This window comes from Collinsella provencensis (assembly GCF_900199705.1).
GTDB classification, from domain to species: Bacteria; Actinomycetota; Coriobacteriia; order Coriobacteriales; family Coriobacteriaceae; genus Collinsella; species Collinsella provencensis.
In genome coordinates, this window is the sequence record NZ_LT904908.1 from 99886 (window position 1) to 118259 (window position 18374).

At 59.1% G+C, this 18374-nt stretch carries 13 protein-coding genes; 11 read left to right on the forward strand and 2 right to left on the reverse strand.

What is annotated here, in order from left to right; translation table 11 throughout:
* Window positions 1-139: 139 nt before the first annotated feature.
* The 8 genes from polA to C1711_RS00480 all read left to right on the forward strand — a co-directional run bounded on the left by polA (window position 140) and on the right by C1711_RS00480 (window position 12366).
* Window positions 140-2926, forward strand: coding sequence for a DNA polymerase I (gene polA / locus C1711_RS00445; protein WP_102337302.1), 2787 nt, complete (start codon window positions 140-142; stop codon window positions 2924-2926).
* 327 nt (window positions 2927-3253) lie between these two features.
* The gene (locus C1711_RS00450) at window positions 3254-4174 is read left to right on the forward strand and encodes a transporter substrate-binding domain-containing protein (RefSeq protein ID WP_234346132.1); all 921 of its coding nucleotides are present in this window, start codon (window positions 3254-3256) and stop codon (window positions 4172-4174) included.
* 88 nt (window positions 4175-4262) lie between these two features.
* A complete protein-coding gene (locus C1711_RS00455; protein WP_199824817.1) occupies window positions 4263-5456 on the forward strand; it encodes an amino acid ABC transporter permease in 1194 nt (397 codons plus the stop codon).
* A gap of 81 nt (window positions 5457-5537) precedes the next feature.
* On the forward strand, window positions 5538-6269 hold the full coding sequence (locus tag C1711_RS00460) for an amino acid ABC transporter ATP-binding protein (protein ID WP_102338492.1): 732 nt from the start codon (window positions 5538-5540) through the stop codon (window positions 6267-6269).
* 1251 nt (window positions 6270-7520) lie between these two features.
* Window positions 7521-8816, forward strand: coding sequence for an argininosuccinate synthase (locus C1711_RS00465; protein ID WP_102337303.1), 1296 nt, complete (start codon window positions 7521-7523; stop codon window positions 8814-8816).
* A gap of 154 nt (window positions 8817-8970) precedes the next feature.
* On the forward strand, window positions 8971-10398 hold the full coding sequence (gene argH / locus C1711_RS00470) for an argininosuccinate lyase (RefSeq protein ID WP_102337304.1): 1428 nt from the start codon (window positions 8971-8973) through the stop codon (window positions 10396-10398).
* Window positions 10399-10585: 187 nt separating this feature from the next.
* Window positions 10586-10999, forward strand: a complete 414-nt coding sequence (gene ndk, locus C1711_RS00475; protein ID WP_102337305.1) for a nucleoside-diphosphate kinase — start codon at window positions 10586-10588, stop codon at window positions 10997-10999.
* 2 nt (window positions 11000-11001) lie between these two features.
* Window positions 11002-12366, forward strand: a complete 1365-nt coding sequence (locus C1711_RS00480) for an L-cysteine desulfidase family protein (protein WP_102337306.1) — start codon at window positions 11002-11004, stop codon at window positions 12364-12366.
* Window positions 12367-12441: 75 nt separating this feature from the next.
* Here the strand turns inward: C1711_RS00480 and C1711_RS00485 are convergent, their stop codons facing one another.
* Entirely contained in the window at window positions 12442-13206 is a 765-nt protein-coding gene (locus C1711_RS00485; protein WP_102337307.1) for an HAD family hydrolase, read from the reverse strand.
* Window positions 13207-13650: 444 nt separating this feature from the next.
* On the opposite strand from C1711_RS00485, the gene rpsA reads away from it, so the two are divergent.
* The 3 genes from rpsA to C1711_RS00500 all read left to right on the forward strand — a co-directional run bounded on the left by rpsA (window position 13651) and on the right by C1711_RS00500 (window position 17355).
* Window positions 13651-14829: a 30S ribosomal protein S1 gene (rpsA, locus tag C1711_RS00490; RefSeq protein WP_102337308.1), complete on the forward strand. Its 1179-nt coding sequence runs from the start codon at window positions 13651-13653 to the stop codon at window positions 14827-14829.
* Window positions 14830-14921: 92 nt separating this feature from the next.
* Entirely contained in the window at window positions 14922-15626 is a 705-nt protein-coding gene (locus C1711_RS00495; protein WP_102337309.1) for an HAD family hydrolase, read from the forward strand.
* Between the two features lie 304 nt (window positions 15627-15930).
* Window positions 15931-17355, forward strand: coding sequence for a Sapep family Mn(2+)-dependent dipeptidase (locus C1711_RS00500; RefSeq protein WP_102337310.1), 1425 nt, complete (start codon window positions 15931-15933; stop codon window positions 17353-17355).
* Window positions 17356-17619: 264 nt separating this feature from the next.
* Here the strand turns inward: C1711_RS00500 and C1711_RS00505 are convergent, their stop codons facing one another.
* Complete coding sequence (locus tag C1711_RS00505; RefSeq protein WP_102337311.1) at window positions 17620-18264, reverse strand: GNAT family N-acetyltransferase; 645 nt, start codon at window positions 18262-18264, stop codon at window positions 17620-17622.
* Between the last annotated feature and the right edge of the window lie 110 nt (window positions 18265-18374).

Below are 18374 nucleotides of genomic sequence, written 5' to 3' on the forward strand. Positions count from 1 at the left end.
GTAACACGGTGCGATTTTGCTCACGCAAGTTCGCGTGCGGCAGCGCGTGATTTTACCGTGCGAACACTGTCGTGCGCCACGCTGTCCGCACGGTGCCGTAGACTGAGTTAAACACATTTCATCGGGAAAGAGACTTCCTATGACTGACACTTCCATTGCCGCGTCCGCCGACCCCGCCGCTTCCGACCGCCGTCGCGTTATCGCCGTCATCGACGGCAACTCGCTCATGCACCGCGCCTTCCACGCTGTTCCGCCCACCATGAACGCGCCGGACGGCCGCCCCACCAACGCGGTGTTCGGCTTCCTCAACATGTTCCTCAAAATGGTCGACACGTTCACGCCGGATGGCGTGGTGTGCGCGTTCGACAAGGGCCGCCCGCGCGTCCGCATGGAAATGCTGCCAACCTACAAGGCGCAGCGTCCGCCCATGGACCCCGATCTGCATGCGCAGTTCCCCATGATCAAAGAGCTGCTGTCCGCGCTTTCCATTCCCGTCCTCGAGGTCGAGGGCTGGGAGGGTGACGACATCCTGGGCACGCTTGCGCGCCGTGGTGAGGAGCAGGGCTGCGACATGTACCTGGTGACGGGCGATCGCGATATGTATCAGCTCGTTACCGAGCACGTGAACGTGGTATCCACACGCAAAGGCCTCTCCGACATCGCTATCATGACGCCTGAGAGCGTGGACGACCTGTATCACGGCATCACGCCCGATTTGGTGCCTGATTTCTACGGTCTTAAAGGTGATACATCTGACAACATTCCCGGCGTCCCGGGCATCGGCCCCAAAAAAGCGAGCGCGCTCATCGCCCAATATGGCAGCCTGGATGAGGTAATCGCCCATGCCGACGAGGTCAAGGGCAAAATGGGTGAGAACCTGCGCGCCCACATCGACGACGCGCTGCTCTCGCGCAAAATCGCGACCATCATGACGAACGCGCCTGTCGAGTGCGATCTATCCGAGGTCTCGTTCCCGTCGTATGACGCTACGGCGGTGAGCTCGGCGTTTGGCACACTTGGCATCGGCGCCATGCAAAATCGCTTCCTGGCGTTGCTGGGTACCAGTGCTTCGGCGGTGGAAGCTGCCACTCCGTTCGAACTGCCTGCGGTCATGTCGGCGCGTGCGGAGACGGGCGAGGGTGTTTCCGAGGCGCTTGCCGAGCTGTCCCGTGCCATTGAGGCAAATGAGTGGTTGGGCATCACGCTCGATGACGACAAGCAGGAGGGGGCGCTTTTCGGCCTCACACATACGTTGTGGGTATGCACCGAGCGCGCCTTGCTCTCGTTCGAAGAGCCTGAAAGTGCATTCGGCTTGGCCGCTTTTGAGGGTCTTGAAGGGGCGTGCGGCCTGATTGGCGGCGTGCTTCTGCGTGCATTTATCGAGGGCAAGGTCGTGGCGCCGGATATCAAGGCGTTACTCCACGAGCTTTCTCCCATCGACTCGAGCATGCCGGAGCACATGAATGCGCTCGACATCGATCCCGCGCATATATTCGACACCGTGGTCGCGGCGTACCTTCTCGATTCGATTCGTTCGGGCTTTGACGACGAGTACCTGGCGAGCACATACCTGCATGTAACGCTACCGCTTGCGGTGGGGGAGGACGGCGCCGCGAGCGACGCCCCGGTTCGCGCTGCACGCGCTGCCTATCTCGCGCGTGAGGTGCGTGAGCCGCTGGCTGCGGCATTGGAAGCGAACAACGCCGCACCCATTTTCTCTCAAATCGAGATGCCGCTCGTGCGTGTATTGGCGTGCATGGAGCGCGCGGGCATGTATGTCGACCCCGATAATCTGGCGGAGCAGTCCACTGCGCTTACGGGACAGATCGAGGAGCTTGAGTCGCGCATCCGCGAGCTTGCGGGCGACGACTCCTTCAATCTGTCGAGCCCCATGCAGCTCTCGCACATTCTGTTCGATAAGCTCGGCCTGCCTACCGCGGGGCTCAAAAAGACCCAGCGCGGATACTATTCCACCAATGCCAAGGTGCTTGAGGACCTTTCGCACGACCATGAGATTGTCCGTCTGATTTTGGAATACCGTGAGAAGACGAAGATCAAGTCGACGTATCTCGACACATTGGGTCCCTTGCGTGCAGCGGATGGCCGCGTCCACACCACGTACAACCAAACCATCACGGCCACCGGGCGTCTGTCGAGCTCCAATCCCAATTTGCAGAACATCCCGACGCGTTCCGAGTTGGGTCATGCGGTCAAAAAGGCATTTTCCATTGAGGAGGGCTCGGTTTTCGTCGCCATCGACTACTCGCAAATCGAGCTGCGTCTGCTCGCACATCTTTCCGGTGACGAGCATTTGGTGAGCGCCTTTATCGAGGGCGAGGACTTCCATGCCGAGACGGCAGCGCGCGTGTTCGGCGTGGGGATTGAGGACGTGACGCCCGCTCTGCGCTCACGTGCCAAGGCGGTGAACTTCGGCATCGTGTACGGTCAGCAGGCGTACGGCTTGTCGCAGACACTTGACATCTCCATGGCCGAAGCGCGCGAGATGATCGACGCCTACTTCCGTGCTTATCCCGGGGTGCGCACTTATTTGGACAAAACTGTGGCAGAGGCCAAACGCACGGGTTATGCCGAGACGCTTTATGGTCGTCGCCGTCCCATTCCGGAGCTGCGCATCGCGGCGCAGCGCATGTTCGGCGAGCGTACGGCCATGAATCATCCCATGCAGGGCACGGCAGCCGACATCATCAAAATCGCGATGGTGCGCGTGGCCGAGCGCCTGCGTGCCGAGGGATTTGCGGCGCAGATGATCTTGCAGGTGCATGACGAACTCGATTTCGAGTGCCCGACCGGCGAGGTCGATCGCCTCATCGCAATGGTGCGTGAGGAGATGGAGCATGTGGTTGAGTTGCGTGTTCCCCTCATCGCCGATGCCAGCGTGGGCGAAACCTGGGCGGACGCGAAGTAAAAGGAGTCCGTTCGATTGCGTTCAGACATATCATTCCGTGCTCAAACAGTCCTGCGCAAGACGAAGGCGCCAGCGGCACCTTCTTTGCGTGCGGAACTGCGTATGGAACGATATGTCCGGACGCAGATGAACAGAGCCAGGGTCTTGTAAGGTACGTGTTTCTTTTAGGTTTCCGAATGCCGAGACAGCTGTCACTCCACTTCGATGGAGTAACCTATGGCCAGCACGCGGAACTTTGTCACATTAAGTTGTAAGCGAGAAGGGGATGGGCCCCTTCTGGTTGCGCCGTGCGGAAGGGGTCTCACTACATTCTTCAGGAGGTACATCATGAACAACGAGACTTTTGACCTGCAAATTTCTACCATGCGTTCGCGCCGCGAATTCCTCAAGCTTTCGGGACTCGCCGTGTTGGGCATGGGAAGCATGATGGCTCTCTCTGGATGTGGACCCGCCGCCCCGAGCTCCAACGGGGGTAGCGCTGCCGATGGCGCTGCAGCCGGTGCCGGTGTTCTCGGCGACGGCAAGACGCTCCGCGTAGGTATGGAAGCCGCATATGCTCCGTATAACTGGCAGGTATCCGAGGCTTCCGACACCACCATTCCCATCGAGAACGTTTCCGGCGCTTATGCCGACGGCTATGACGTGCAGGTCGCAAAGCGCATCGCCGACGCCCTCGGCATGGAGGCCGTTGCCGTCAAGCTCGACTTCTCCGCGCTTATCGACGCGCTGAACAACGGCCAGATCGACATCGTGTGTGCCGGCATGTCAGTGACGCCCGAGCGTACCCAGGCCGCTGATTTCTCCGAGTCCTATATCGACGACGATATCGTGCTCATCACCAAGGCCGATTCCCCGTTCGCCTCTGCGACGACGTTCGCCGAGCTTTCAGGCGCTTCGATCCTCGGTCAGGCGGCCACGATGTTCGACGACGTTATCGAGCAGATCCCCGATGTCAATCACATGACGCCCGCCGAGACGGTGCCGCTGGTCGTTCAGGGTCTTTCCTCGGGCACGTGCGACATCATCACGTACTCCATGCTCTCGGTGCCCAAGCTCATCGAGGTGTATCCGGATTTCGTGCAGCTTGATATGGCAGACACGTTCGAGGATTCGATCATGCCCGACAACGCGGCGATCGCCAAAGGCCAGGACGATATCCTCGCAAAGATCAACGAGGTCATTGCTGACATTCCGGTCGAAGAGCGTCAGCAGATTTGGAACGAGTGCATGGATCGCCAGCCGGCCTAATCAGTACAGTCAATGCTTGAATCAGGGCGCGCGTCGAGAGTTCGACGTGCGCCCGCGCTGCGTTAGGTTCTCTGGCAAGGAGTAGGTTATGAGTACCGTTTTTTCGAGCGCGCCCGCGCGTGGCCGTTTCGCTTCGTTCGTGCTAAACGACCACCGTTATGTGCTGCTCGGGACGAGCGCGGTGGCGTTTATCGGCATGATGCTGTCCAGCATGTCTCGCCCCGCGCTCAGCTTCCTCGCACCGTATTACACGGTCGAGCTTGTCATGTATTACGTGCTGGTGGCATGGCTGGTGCTGAGCGCCATCGCCCTGGCATTCAAAGTCATGTACCGAGAGCGTTATGCGGCCAAAGCCCCGTTTGCACGTGCGGGTGTCAAACAGGCTGTGCGCTACGGCTCGTATATCGTGTGGGCCATCACGGCGGTTTTCATTCTCGACCGCTTGGTTATGGGAATCGCCTCGGCATGGACTGCAGCGCTCGCAGCAACAGCCCGTCCGCAGGATGACCTGCTGCAGGGCATGTTCTACATCGTGTGGCATGACCGCTACACGTTCTTGGCAGGTCTTATCACCACGATCGAGCTTGCCGTGTTCGGTACCATTGCGGCGTTCTTCCTCGCACTGCTGCTCGCGTTTTGCCGCATCCAGAAAATCGACCGTGCGGATAACGACTTTATGCGCGCCGTCAAAAGTGTTGCCTGCAGTTTTGCCAAGGGCTACAGCACCGTGATTCGCGGCACGCCCATGATGATTCAGGCCATGATCATTTATCCCGCGATCTTTGGCCTGCTCAAGGGTACCGGTATGTCCACCACCGAGGTCAATGCCGTGTGGACGCCGTTTTGGGGCGGTTTGCTCACCATCATCCTCAACTCCACGGCGTACATGATGGAGGTGCTGCGCGGCGGTATCGAGGCGGTCGACCCCGGCCAGATGGAAGGTGCCCGTTCGCTCGGCCTTTCGCAGTGGCAGGCCATGACGCGCGTGGTGTTCCCCCAGGGCATCAAACATGCCATCCCCGGTCTGTCTAACGAGCTCGTGGTGAACATCAAGGACTCCTCGGTTCTTTCGGTTATCGGCACGTTCGATTTGATGTTTGCCAACACAACCGTGACGGGCATCTATTACAACCAGCTGCAGCCCAGTCTTATCTCGGCGGCAATTTACCTGTGCCTCACCATGATCGCCTCGTGGCTGCTCGGCAAGTTCGCGCGTCATTTCGATGTGCAGCCCGAGCCGCTCGGCAGCACGTCCGATCAGACGCTGGTGGGAGAGGAGTAGACCATGGCAGAGCTTATCGACAATGCCGCTGACACGCAGGCTGCATCTGTCGCAGAGCAAGAGGCGAATAGCAAAGAACCCATGATCCGCATCGAGGGATTGCACAAATCGTTCGGCGACCATGAGGTGCTGCGCGGCATCGACCTTTCGGTGATGCCCGGTCAGGTGGTCACCATCATCGGCTCGTCCGGTTCGGGTAAGTCCACGCTCTTGCGTTGCCTCAATCTGCTCGAGACTCCCGATGCGGGACACGTGTGGTTCCATGGGAAGGACCTTGTCGCCGAGCGCGTGGGTGTTAACCAGCTGCGCGAGAAGATCGGCATGGTGTTTCAGAGCTTCAACCTGTTCAACAACATGAACGTGCTTGATAACTGCACGCTCGCCCCAGTGACGCTCAAGAAGATGGGCAAAGACGAGGCCGAACGCGTCGCTATGGAGCATCTTGAGGAAGTCGGCTTGACCGAGTTCGCCAAGGCAGATGTCCGCCGCCTTTCGGGCGGTCAGAAGCAGCGCGTCGCCATCGCTCGTGCCCTGTGCATGCGCCCCGATCTCATGTTGTTCGACGAACCCACGAGTGCGCTCGACCCCGAGATCGTGGGCGAGGTTCTCGAGGTCATGCATCAGCTTGCGCGCGACGGCATGACGATGGTCGTGGTGACGCATGAGATGACGTTTGCACGCGAGGTGTCCGACGAGGTCGTCTTCATGGACAAGGGCATTATCGCGGAGCAGGGTTCACCCGAGCAGTTGTTCTCGAATCCGCAACATCCGCGTACGCGCGAGTTTTTGGCGCGTTATCTCAAGGACGAGTAACGAGCGCTCAACGGCATTGGCTGAGAAAAACGAACAAGACACGTTGTGCACTATCGAGCTCATAGGACAAAATGGGTGTCCGACTTAGGGCCGTCCGGGGGGTGCGCCGCTCGCTCGCATATCATTCCATGCTCGAACAGTCCTGCGCAAGACGGAGGGCCCACTGGGCCCTCCTTTGCGTGCGGAACTGCGCGTGGAACGATATGCGGGCGTGCGTCGCGGGCGGGACTGCCCGAGCGCCGGATGACACGCGGGCGGGCGACTCGGAAACGGGTCCTTTGTTGTTGCGGGATGAGGGCGCGACATAGCGAAAATGCGATCGCGCCGCGCCCGGCGCCTGATTCGGCGGCAAGGCGGTGTCGCGCCGCGCCGCGCATCTGCGCGTATTCATCTCCATCGTCGTTTCCCCAGTTGGTCGGCGCGTTAAAAAATTCCTTTGCACAATAAGGTGGGGTTTTCGCATTGCTTCGGCGAAATCCCGGGTAGACGGCCCGTTTCGGAAAAACGGCGACGCCCCTACCAGCGGTTTCGTCGCCACGGTTTTTCGACTACTCGGCAAAACCCGATCGGGATGCAAAAACCCTGCCGTATCGTGCATCCGCGTCGTGCACTTGGCCGAACTCCGGCGCACTCGCTACCGCATGACGCGGGAAAACGCCGGCGGCCCGCGCCATCAACCCCGACCCGGATACACATTTTGTCCAACAAGCTCACCATCGCGCACGTGCGATGCGCCATCTCGAAACTGCTTCGAAACAAAACAAGCGATTTGAAAAAGTTCTTTGTGCTGCAAGCGCTTTAGGCTACTATAGTGAACATCGCAAACGCCGCTTGGCGGGCAAAACCAACCGTTTGCGGATACTGATTGCGATTAACAAGCGCTACGAAAGGTTCGTTCACGTGACTCAGGCACTGGCTACATATCAGGCTCTGGCGGATTCCGCCATCATGCCCGGCCAGAACGCCGCCACTGCGAACCGCCGACGCCAGCGTGCAATCTCTCGACGACGATAACTCGTTGCCCCTGTTGTCATGAAGGTCGCACGTGGCCTTCGCCGGGACCCAATCGATTATCGTTTCGAGAGAGTAACCGCCTCAAGGGCGGTTTTCTTTTATCTCGCCATGGCAGGCGTACATCGCGCCCATCGCCATAGTACGCAACCTGCCATGCGCCTCAAACTCTCAAAGTGATACCGCTGTCGATTGGGTCCATCCCTCTTTCGGTGTAAACGTCGATGAAAGGACGAACCCATGAGCAAGGAACTCACCAAGGAAAAAGTCGTACTCGCGTACTCGGGCGGCCTCGATACGTCTGTCTGCATCAAATGGCTGCAAAATGAGATGAACCTTGACGTCATTGCCATGCTCGGCAACGTCGGCCAGGAGCATGACGGTCTTGAGAAGATCGCGGAAAAGGCGAAGATGCTCGGCTGCGTCGCCGTCGAGGTCGTGGACATGGTCGACGAGTTCGCCTCTGAGTACCTCACCTGTGCCATCGCCGCCAACGCCATGTATGAAAATAAGTATCCGCTGCTTTCCGCCCTGTCGCGTCCGCTCATCTCCGCACACTTGGTGGATGTCGCGCATACGTACGGCGCTGCTTATGTTGCCCACGGTTGCACGGGCAAGGGTAATGACCAGGTGCGCTTTGAGACCTCCATCGCCACGCTCGACCCATCTCTCAAGGTGATCGCCCCCGTGCGTGAGTGGGACCTCGGTATGCGTCCCGACGAGATCGCATATGCCAAGGCGAACGGCGTCCCGGTGGCGCAGAGCATCGAGAAGCCCTATTCCATCGACGATAACCTGTGGGGTCGTGCTATCGAAGCGGGTGTGCTCGAGGATCCATGGGCTGAGCCGCCGGCGGACATTTGGACCATGACGTGCGATCCGGTTGACGCCCCCAATGAGCCAACCTATGTCGAGGTCGGTTTCAAGGCCGGCGTACCGTGCAGTCTCGACGGCGCCAAGATGCCGCTGCCCGCGCTCATCGCTCAGCTCAACGGTATCGCAGGCGAGAATGGGTTCGGCCGTATCGACATGATTGAAAACCGCTACGTGGGCCTCAAGTCCCGCGAGTGCTATGAGGTTCCAGCTGGTCTCGCTCTCATTCAGGCTCACAAGGCGCTCGAAGACCTGTGCCTGGAGCGCGACGTGCTCCATCACAAACTCGCCCTTGAGCAGCTTTGGGCCGACCAGGTGTACAACGGTCGCTGGTTCAGCCCGTTCAAACAGGCGCTCGATGCGTTCATGTCCTCTACGCAGCAACAGCTCACCGGTGCGGTCAAGCTCAAGTTCTACAAGGGCGGCTGCGTGGTGGTGGGTCGTTCCTCTGCCGCAGCGCTCTACGATGCCGCGCTTGCCACCTATGACAACGACGACGCCTTCGATCAGAAGGCCGCCAAGGGCTTCATCGACATCCAGGGTCTTTCCCTCAAAACGTGGGCGACCAAGAAGGCGGCACTCGAGGCCCCTTCGCAAAGCGCCGCTTTCGATGTGGTGGCGGGGACGCAGCCCGTCGCTTATGGCAAGGCGGTCAACTACTAGGAACTCTTGATCTGGGCAACTTGCATCCCCTGACTCGGTTACGGATGGGATTGCCCAGCGGGAATAACAGCGCACGCCTGTTTTGCGGCAGGCGTGCGTTCGGGTGTTGCGCGGCCTCGCGATAGGGGCAGCGCAGGTGAGAGGAGCAATGCACATGGCGCTTTGGGGCGGACGATTCGAGGGAACGGTCGCGACTTCCACACAAGAGTTTGGCGCGTCGCTGCCGGTTGACAAGTACCTGTATAAGCAGGATATCGCGGCGTCGAAGGCACATGCCGCGATGCTTGCCAAGCAGCGGATCATCAGCCTCGAGGACGCTGAGGCCATCACGGCGGGGCTCTCCGCCATCGAGGCGGATATCGAGGCCGGCTCGTTCGCGTTCGACATCAACGACGAGGACATCCATATGGCGGTGGAGTCCGAGCTCACGCGTCGCATCGGCGAGGCGGGAAAGCGCCTGCATACGGGGCGTTCGCGCAACGATCAGGTGGCAACCGATACGCGCCTTGCCGCCAAGGCGCTTGCCAAGCAGCTGATGGAAGCGAACCTGCAGCTCCGCCATACATTGGTGGATGTGGCGAACGCTCACCCCAAGGCGGTGTTTCCCGGTATGACGCACCTGCAGCATGCGCAGCCGGTGCTCTTCTCCCATCATCTGCTGGTGTATTACTGGATGTTCACGCGCGATTTCAAGCGCCTGCTCGCGGCGTTCCAGGCGGCCGACGCCAGTCCGCTCGGCGCGGCGGCGCTTGCGGGGACCTCGTATCCGCTCGACCGTGTGGCATCTGCTTACGCCATGGGTTTTACGCAGGTGATTCCCAATTCGCTCGACGCGGTGAGTGACCGAGATTTCCTGCTCGACCTGCATTATGCATGCAGCACCATGGCTCTGCACCTTTCGCGTCTGTCCGAGGAAATCGTGCTGTGGAGTACCACGGAATTCGGCTTTATCACGCTTTCGGACGAGTTTTCCACGGGCTCATCCATCATGCCCCAGAAAAAGAACCCCGATTTCGCCGAGCTCATTCGCGGTAAGACGGGTCGTGTGTATGGCAACTTGCTGCAGCTGTTCGTTACATGCAAGGGTTTGCCGTTGGCGTACAACAAAGATCTGCAGGAGGACAAGGAGGGCGCACTCGATTCTGCCCGTACGCTGCTGCAGAGCCTCGAGGTGATGGCGGGGATGATAAAAACGATGACCGTGAACACGGATGCCATGCGTGTGGCGTGCAACAAGGGGCATTTGGCGGCGACCGATGTGGCGGATTACCTCGTCAAGCATGGCATGGCGTTTCGTGAGGCCCATGCGATCGTGGGCGGTCTTGTGCTCGAATGCGAGCATCGCGGATGCCAACTCGATGAGTTGCCGTTTGAAGTGTTCCAGGAGGCGAGCCCGCTATTTGGCAAGGACATCGCAAACGCGCTCGATATCAAAGCCGTTGTCTCGGCTCGTTTTACCGAAGGCGGTACGGCTCCTGCGGCAGTGAGGGAGCAGATGAAGCTCGTGTGCTCATCGCTCGTTGCCGACGAGGCGGCGCTGATGGGCCTTTCGCCGGTGATTGAGATGGGAAACCTGAGCTGAGCCCACTCATATTGTGTGCGGGCGGTGAATGTTCCGAGGTGATACTTTGGGATCGAGCCGCCCCTCCCTTGTACGTGGACCGTTTGCGGAGAGGCCCGTTCACGCGGTGTCGCTTCCGCCACAGGTACGATACGATGCCATGGTGCCATTGCGCCTATGCCAACAACTACGACAAGGGAGAATTATCATGGCTAATTTCGAAAAGACCTTCATCATGATCAAACCCGACGCGGTTCGTGATCGCAAGAGCGGCCTCATCATCGACCGTATCGAGCGCTGCGGCCTTACCATCGAGCGCATGGAGAAGTGCGAGCTCAATACCGAGCTCGTGGAGCAGCACTACGCCCACCTGGCCGATAAGCCCTTCTTCGGCGATTTGGTCTCGTTCATGACGAGCGGCCCCGTCATCAAGATGATCGTTTCCGGCCTCGACGCCGTTGCCAAGATGCGCACCCTGATGGGCGCCACCAACCCGCTCGACGCCGCCCCCGGAACCATCCGCGGCGACTTCGCGCACGACGTGAACGAGAATGTGATTCACGGCTCCGACTGCCTTGATAACGCCCAGATTGAGATTGAGCGTTTCTTTGGGCAGGCGTAACGATGTTGACTGAACGTGATCAGGCCCTGTGTGACCTGCTTAACGGCGAGCTTATCTGCGCGCTCGGCTGCACGGAACCCATTGCCGTTGCATATGCGGCGGCCCTCGCTCGTTTGGTACTCGGGTGCGAGCCGGAGTCGCTCGAGGTCGGTTGTTCGGGCAATATCATCAAAAACGTCAAAAGCGTGACCGTTCCCAATTCCGAGGGCATGCGCGGTGTTGAAGCCGCAGCGGTCCTCGGTGCGGTGGGCGGTAACGCCGCCGCCTCGCTTGAGGTCCTCGAGGGCATTACCGATGCGGATCGTGCTCGTACGCGTGAGCTTCTTGCTCAAAAAGGCTACTGCGACGTGTCGCTGGTCGAGGGCGTTCCCAACCTGTATATCGAGGTCAAGGCCCATGCCTTGGGTCACGTGTCGGAGGTTGCGATCTCCGAGCATCATACCAACGTCGTGCGTTGCACGCGCGATGGCGTCGCTGCGCAGCAGCTGTGCCCCGCGGCTCGCGGCGGAAGCGTAGAGGACACTTGCAGCGGTACCTGCGCGCTCATGACCGCGCTGAATTCCGCGGGCGAGAACGATGTGGCTACCAAGCCGGCTGCCCCTGTACCGGGACTTTCGCTTGACGTTATCCTCGATTTTGCCGAGACCGGTGACATCGAAGCCGCCCGCGAGGCGTTGGAGCGTCAGATCAAGCTCAACACGGAGATCTCCGAGGAAGGTCTTGCCAATGCGTGGGGCGCTGAGGTGGGACGTACTCTGCTTGCCACACGTGGTGAAGATCTCGCGAGTCGCGCCCGTGCCCGTGCAGCTGCCGGTTCGGATGCGCGCATGAGCGGTTGCGCTTTGCCGGTTGTGATTGTGTGCGGGTCGGGCAACCAGGGCATTACCTGCGCGCTGCCCGTGGCGACATATGCTTCCGACCTTGGTATCGAGGGTGAGCAGCTACTGCGTGCCGTTGCGCTTGCCGACCTCGTCGCCGTTCACGTGAAGAGTTACATCGGCGCGCTTTCCGCTTTTTGTGGCGTGGTTTGCGCTGCATGCGGTGCGGCTGCCGCTATCACGTGGATGCGCGGCGGCACGCGTGCGCAAATCGGCGCGACGGTGGTGAACACACTCGGCAACGTGGGCGGTATCGTGTGCGACGGTGCCAAGGCGAGCTGCGCGGCGAAGATTTCCGCTGCCGTCGATGCCGGCATTTTGGCAAGCGATATGGCCTTGGCTGGTCGCGGCTTCCGTGCCGGCGAGGGCGTGGTTCAGGAGACGGTTGAAGAGACGATCGCCGCCATGGGCTACGTGGGCCGTGTTGGCATGAAAGACACGGATGTCGAGATCTTGAACATCATGATCGGCAAGACCGAGTTGAACTAGCGGTTTTAACCTGGGTTATCGCCCGGGATAAAGCAAGCGATTTTACGGCGGCGCGTTCACGTGGGCGTGCCGCTTTTACGTTTCGCGGTTCGCCTTCGATTGCATATGGAAGCGCTCTTCGATTTCGTTGAAATTCGCCGCAAAATCCGCCATCGACCCGCACCAAAGTGCACGTTTGGGTGCGCCTGCGCCGACGTATGCGGTTTGCAGGCCAAAGCTGGCAGCGGGGAAGTCGCGCTTGGGATCGTTGCCCACCATAAGCGTTTCCTCGGGAGCAAGACCCAATTTGTCCAGCGCTTCGCGGTAATAGCCCGCATCCGGCTTGCAGCGGGTGGAGTTCTCCCATGTGGTCACCAGCTCAAAAGGCATATCGAGCATGTCACCCCACGCCATGCGGCATTCGATGCATGCACGTGAGAAGCTCGGGTTGGTGAGCAACGCGATGCGATAGCCATGGTCGAGCACCGTTTCAACCGCCTTTTGTGCACCTTCGCGCGGACGCGCGCTGACCACGCGGTCGTTTTTGCGGGGAAGGATTTCGCGCTCGTAAAAATCAAGCGCATCGAGAACGGCAGGATCCGAATAGGGGAGTCCACAGCGCGTCTCAAGCGCATCGAAGAAATAACGGAAATTCGTACGGGTATCGCCCTCGTCGCGCTCCGCGTTATTGAGATCGAGCATCGCACTGGCGTAGGCGCTGAACAGCGTAAACGTGCGTTTGCGGGAAATCTTTGCAAGCAAGTCCGCTTCATCCATGGCATACATGGCGATGAAGGCGCTCAGATTGATGCTGAGCAGGGTATCGTCCATATCGAACACGACTGCCTTCAAATCTGCCATGAGCGCCTCCTTCCAAATACAAACGCAGGCTACGTATCACGTGTTGTACCCAAGTATGGCAGCTTTGGTCCCAAGAAAAAATGAAGAAGCCCTTATATCTCGATTACAAAATGCCATTTTCCGCACTCGTCGAGTCGCGAATCATCGTGAGATTCACCTGCACATGACGACATGCACGTGATTGCGATGGTCCAAAGGGTTGTTACTCGCGTGTACGATGGCTGGAAAAATTAGGCCGCTCGCACAAAAATGCCGCTTTATCCTTGCAATTTGCAGCGTTTCCCCGTAGTCTATTCAAACGTGATTGCGTCCGCGTCACGATAGTATCTGTCGGCCCCCGAGATTGTGCCAAACGGTGCACGCGTTCTACGGGCACATGCCCGCCGTTCGCAACCATCTGCAGGTCAGGTAATCGGGGCCCCGTAGTTCGAAAGGGGTCCACCTTTGAGTGAGATTCAGAACTCGTCCATTTTCTCCCTCGACGACGTCGATACGGAGGAGATGAACAACCTCATCGACAATTCCATTACCGATTTCGATGAGGGTGACCTGGTTAATGGCACCATTGTGAAGATCGAGCGCGACGAGGTTCTCGTTGACATCGGCTTCAAGTCCGAGGGCGTCATTCCCGTCCGCGAGCTGTCCATCCGCAAGGACGCCAACCCCGCTGACCTCGTCAATGTTGGCGATGCCATCGAGGCCCTCGTCCTTCAGAAGGAGGACAAGGACGGCCGTCTGGTGCTTTCCAAGAAGCGCGCCGAGTACGAGCGTGCCTGGAACCGCATCGAGGAGAAGTTCAACGCCGGCGAGAACGTCGAGGGCGAGGTTATCGAGGTCGTCAAGGGTGGTCTTATCCTCGACATCGGCCTGCGCGGCTTCCTGCCCGCCTCCCTCGTTGACCTGCGCCGCGTGAAGGACCTCGCTTCCTACATGGGCACCCGCATCGAGGCTCGCGTCATCGAGATGGACCGCAACCGCAACAACGTCGTGCTTTCCCGCCGCGTTGTGCTCGAGGAGTCCCGCAAGGCCGAGCGCTCCGAGATTCTTGCCAAGCTCAAGAGCGGCATGCGTCTCAAGGGCACCGTTTCCTCCATCGTGGACTTCGGTGCGTTCGTGGATCTGGGCGGCATCGACGGCCTCATCCATATCTCCGAGCTCTCTTGGAACCACGTCAATCACCCCTCCGAGGTCGTCAAGGTCGGCCAGGAGGTCGAGGTCGAGGTTCTCGACGTCGATCTGAACCGCGAGCGCATCTCCCTTGGTCTCAAGCAGACCACCGAGGATCCGTGGCGCGCGCTGGTCAAGAAGTACCCCGTTGGCGCTATTGTCGAGGGTACCGTTACCAAGCTCGTCCCGTTCGGCGCGTTCGTCGACCTTGGTGACGGCATCGAGGGCCTCGTGCATATCTCCGAGATGGCCAACAAGCACGTCGACCAGCCTGCCCAGGTCACCGCTGTGGGCGCCAAGGTCCAGGTCAAGGTCATGGAGATCGACCTCGACCGTCGTCGTATCTCCCTGTCCATGAAGTCCGCTGCCGAGACCCTCGGCATCGAGATCGAGGTCACCCCGCTCGAGGGTGAGGCCGAGGCTGAGGAGAAGGCCGAGGAGGCTGACGCCGAGTAACGCGGCTTTGCGTTTTAACTCGCACCTTTACGCCCCTGTCGCAAATAACGCGATAGGGGCGTTTTCATATCATTCAAGCGTTGGGAGAATTCGTGTCGCAACTTGCGTCTGCGTCGCATGACATTGCCGACTACCCTGTGGTGTTATTTGATTTTGATGGCACGGTGGCTGATACCGTTCCGGCGATTTTACGCGTGGCAACTGAGACCCTTGCGCGTCATGGTATCAGCGTTCCGCGTGAGCGCATGCTGCTCATGGTTGGTCCGCCGCTGGAAGAGGGGTTCAAGCTCATTAGCGGTGTATCAGAGGAGGATGCCATCGCGTTTGCAGCTGAGTATCGCAAACTGTTCGATGAAATCCTTGAACCTGCAGACTATCCCGTGATGCCGGGGATCGTCGAGCTACTTGATGCATTGAATGCCAAGGGTAAGCGCCTCGCTATCGCAACTTCACGTATTGAAGCGGTAACCTGCCGCATGGCCGAGTGCCTGGGTCTGGATCAATTCGAGGCGATTGCCGGTCGCGTCATCGGTACGCGCTATTCAAAGACTGAGTCGATTCAAGCCGCTCTCGATATGCTGGGTGTCGACGCATCTCAAGCCATAATGGTTGGTGACCGATTCTACGATGTAGAGGGGGCCGCCGCTTTGGGAATTCCCTGCGTAGGAGTGTATACGGGGGCGGCTGCCCAAGGCGAGCTGGAACAGGCGGGTGCGTTGGCAACAGTGCATGGCACCGAGGAGCTTGCCACGTTGTTTGGTGTTTCGCAAGCTGACAGCCGAGATATGGCTGGATGAATGACTGAGGAACTTGACGCTTTATTTGGCGCTGCACGCGCGGAATGGCATTCTATCACGTGAATTCGGTTCAATTATCTTGTTAGTCTGAGTAGAGCGGGTACATAGACTCGCATCAACTGGGGTTTTGTTGCAAGAAAACGGGTGTCTACTACCCCCTCCCAAAAAATTGAACCGAATTCGAATAGTTTACGGAGTGCCGTATACTGCTGATGGGGGTTCTTTAGCAGATATCCTGCATGTGAAGGTATGTCTAACGGTATGCTAAACAGATGTGAATCGATTTGTGCGAAAGGGGCAATCGATGGATAGCGGTTTGTTGTTCCAGGTAGAATCCTATGTTGATGAAGTCTGGGAGGACGTGGTGAGGGATATCGCCGCACTCGTTTCTCACCCGTCGGTTGCCGACTCTGCACAGGCGGAAGTGGGCGCTCCCTTTGGCAAGTCTGTGCGCGCCGCGCTCGACTGCGCATTAGGTATCGCTGAGCGCCTGGGGTATCAGGTGAGCGATGACGACGGATATCTCGGCATTGCCGATATCCCGGGTGAGCGCGCTGAGCAGGTGGCGACCATCGCTCATGTGGACGTGGTTCCCGCCGGTCCTGGCTGGAATACCGACCCGTTTACCATGGAGCGCCGCGAGGGCTGGCTGCTCGGACGCGGTGTTATCGACGACAAGGGTCCAGCAGTGCTATCGCTGTATGCGGGTGCGTATCTGCTGCGCGAAGGCGTCACGCCGCGTTATACCTTCCGCGCGTTGCTTGGTTGCGACGAAGAGGTGGGTATGACCGACGTGCACCACTATCTTGAGTCTCATGATGACCCTGCGTTCCTCTTCACGCCCGACGCGGAGTTCCCCGTGTGCAATGCGGAGAAGGGCTGCTTTGGCGGCACCTTTACCAGTGGAGAAATAGAGCACGGGGCGATTCGTTTTTGGAGCGGTGCCGAGGCGACGAACGCCATCCCCAGTGAGTCGATTTGCGAGCTCACGGTGTCCGTCGATGAGTTGCCTGAACCGCACGCGCATGCCGATCGCCTGGCCATTGAGGCAATCGAGGACGGCGTGCGCATTACCGCCCATGGCATCGGTGGCCATGCGTCGATGCCCGAGGGCACGCTGAATGCGATTTCTCTTATCGTGACGTATCTGCAGGAAGTTACGGCTGTGACGCCGGAGCTTTTCGACCCTGCGGAGCGTGCGTTCCTTGATTTGCTTTCGACCGTGCACGAGGATACGGCGGGCAACGGTATCGGTATAGCGACATCGAGTCCCGCATTTGGACCGCTCACTTGCAATGCGGGCACCATCGAGGTCAAGGACGGTCGTCTTGCGCAGACCATCGATGTGCGTTTCCCCGACTCCATCGAGGTCGATGAGATGACCATGATCTGCAGCGCATGCGCATCGCAGTACGGTGCCACGTTCACGCTCGATCGCGCCAAAGAGCCGTTCTCCGTTTCGGCCGATAGCCCTGCAGTACAGACGCTGCTTGACATCTACCGTCAGACCACGGGCAAGCCTGCGCAGCCGTTCTCGATGGGCGGCGGAACCTATGCGCGTAACTTCGCGTGCGCTGTTTCCTTTGGTCCCGAGGACGGCAGTATCGAGCTGCCCGACTGGGCGGGCACTATGCATGGTCCCAATGAGGCGGCAAACGAGAGCCTGCTCAAAGACGCGCTCAAGATGTACATCCTCGCCATTTTGCGACTGAATGAATTGGAGCTGTAAGATGGAAAACCTTCCGCCGTTTGTGCAACAGCTCATTTACATCGGCATCATCGTGGTTGCGATGCTTTTCGGTAACCAGCTGTTCAAAAAGCGCCACGGAGGCCGCAAAAAGAAATAATTTCTCTGATTTCGTAAGACCCGAGCATATCGTCTGCCGCGAGTTCCGCACGAATAGAAGGCCCCAGCGGGGCCTTCGTCGTGAGTAGGACCGTCCGAGCGTCGGATGATATGCTCGGGAATCGTGAAATCGGGGAGAGAGCGAACTTACGCTTCGTCACCGTAGACGTAGACGATGAATCCGTCTCCCGTGTCCTGGCTGTGATCCTCGGCGATGCGGGTCATGCCGATGTGGTCGTAGAACTCGTAGTCGGAACGGTTGTCGCTCATGAGGAAGAACTTGGTGCAACCCGCGTTGTGCAGTTCGGTGCGGGCACGGTCGATGAGTGCGCGGCCCAGACCCTTGCCCTGCCACTCGGGACGGATAATGATGAGGTTGATCTGGCCCTGAGCGTAGTCGTTTCCCGTGGCGGCAAAACGATCGGCGGTCGCCTTCTCGCGCGTGTCGCCAAAGAGACAGCCCTCAAGGCGCTCGTCGGCGTCTTTTGCGCGCTCAGTCGCCATGGCCAGAAGCTCGTCATAGCGCGCTTGCCAGTAGGGGTTCGTACGGGGAACACCCTCATCGAAAATACCCACACAGCACGCCGCGATAGGCTCGCCGTCATGTTCGGCGACCAGGGCGATGGGGGAGCGCTGGAACTGCATGGCAATGTTGTAGCGGCCGGCAAGCAGGGCGTCTTCAAAATCGCCGCGATTGCGCAGGCTGTTGGTCCAAAGCGTGCAATACAGATCGGCAAGGGACTCGAGGTCCTCAAGCTTGGATTCGCGGATGGTGATGTCGTCGAGTGACATAGATGCTCCTAACGTGCGGCGCGAACGGCATTACATCGTCTATACCCATTGAGTCACAGAGAGAATCTTTCAGTCTCCATCAGCTCGGCGGGCGGCACGTGATACCGACT

What these genes read in the sequence shown, in the direction of transcription:
- argH (WP_102337304.1), top strand. Translation starts at nt 8,971, where the DNA reads ATGGCGCTTTGGGGCGGACGATTCGAGGGAACGGTCGCGACTTCCACA.
- C1711_RS00485 (WP_102337307.1), bottom strand. Translation starts at nt 13,206, where the DNA reads ATGGCAGATTTGAAGGCAGTCGTGTTCGATATGGACGATACCCTGCTC.
- polA (WP_102337302.1), top strand. Translation starts at nt 140, where the DNA reads ATGACTGACACTTCCATTGCCGCGTCCGCCGACCCCGCCGCTTCCGAC.
- C1711_RS00465 (WP_102337303.1), top strand. Translation starts at nt 7,521, where the DNA reads ATGAGCAAGGAACTCACCAAGGAAAAAGTCGTACTCGCGTACTCGGGC.
- C1711_RS00460 (WP_102338492.1), top strand. Translation starts at nt 5,538, where the DNA reads ATGATCCGCATCGAGGGATTGCACAAATCGTTCGGCGACCATGAGGTG.
- C1711_RS00455 (WP_199824817.1), top strand. Translation starts at nt 4,263, where the DNA reads ATGAGTACCGTTTTTTCGAGCGCGCCCGCGCGTGGCCGTTTCGCTTCG.
- C1711_RS00500 (WP_102337310.1), top strand. Translation starts at nt 15,931, where the DNA reads ATGGATAGCGGTTTGTTGTTCCAGGTAGAATCCTATGTTGATGAAGTC.
- C1711_RS00505 (WP_102337311.1), bottom strand. Translation starts at nt 18,264, where the DNA reads ATGTCACTCGACGACATCACCATCCGCGAATCCAAGCTTGAGGACCTC.
- C1711_RS00450 (WP_234346132.1), top strand. Translation starts at nt 3,254, where the DNA reads ATGAACAACGAGACTTTTGACCTGCAAATTTCTACCATGCGTTCGCGC.
- ndk (WP_102337305.1), top strand. Translation starts at nt 10,586, where the DNA reads ATGGCTAATTTCGAAAAGACCTTCATCATGATCAAACCCGACGCGGTT.
- C1711_RS00480 (WP_102337306.1), top strand. Translation starts at nt 11,002, where the DNA reads ATGTTGACTGAACGTGATCAGGCCCTGTGTGACCTGCTTAACGGCGAG.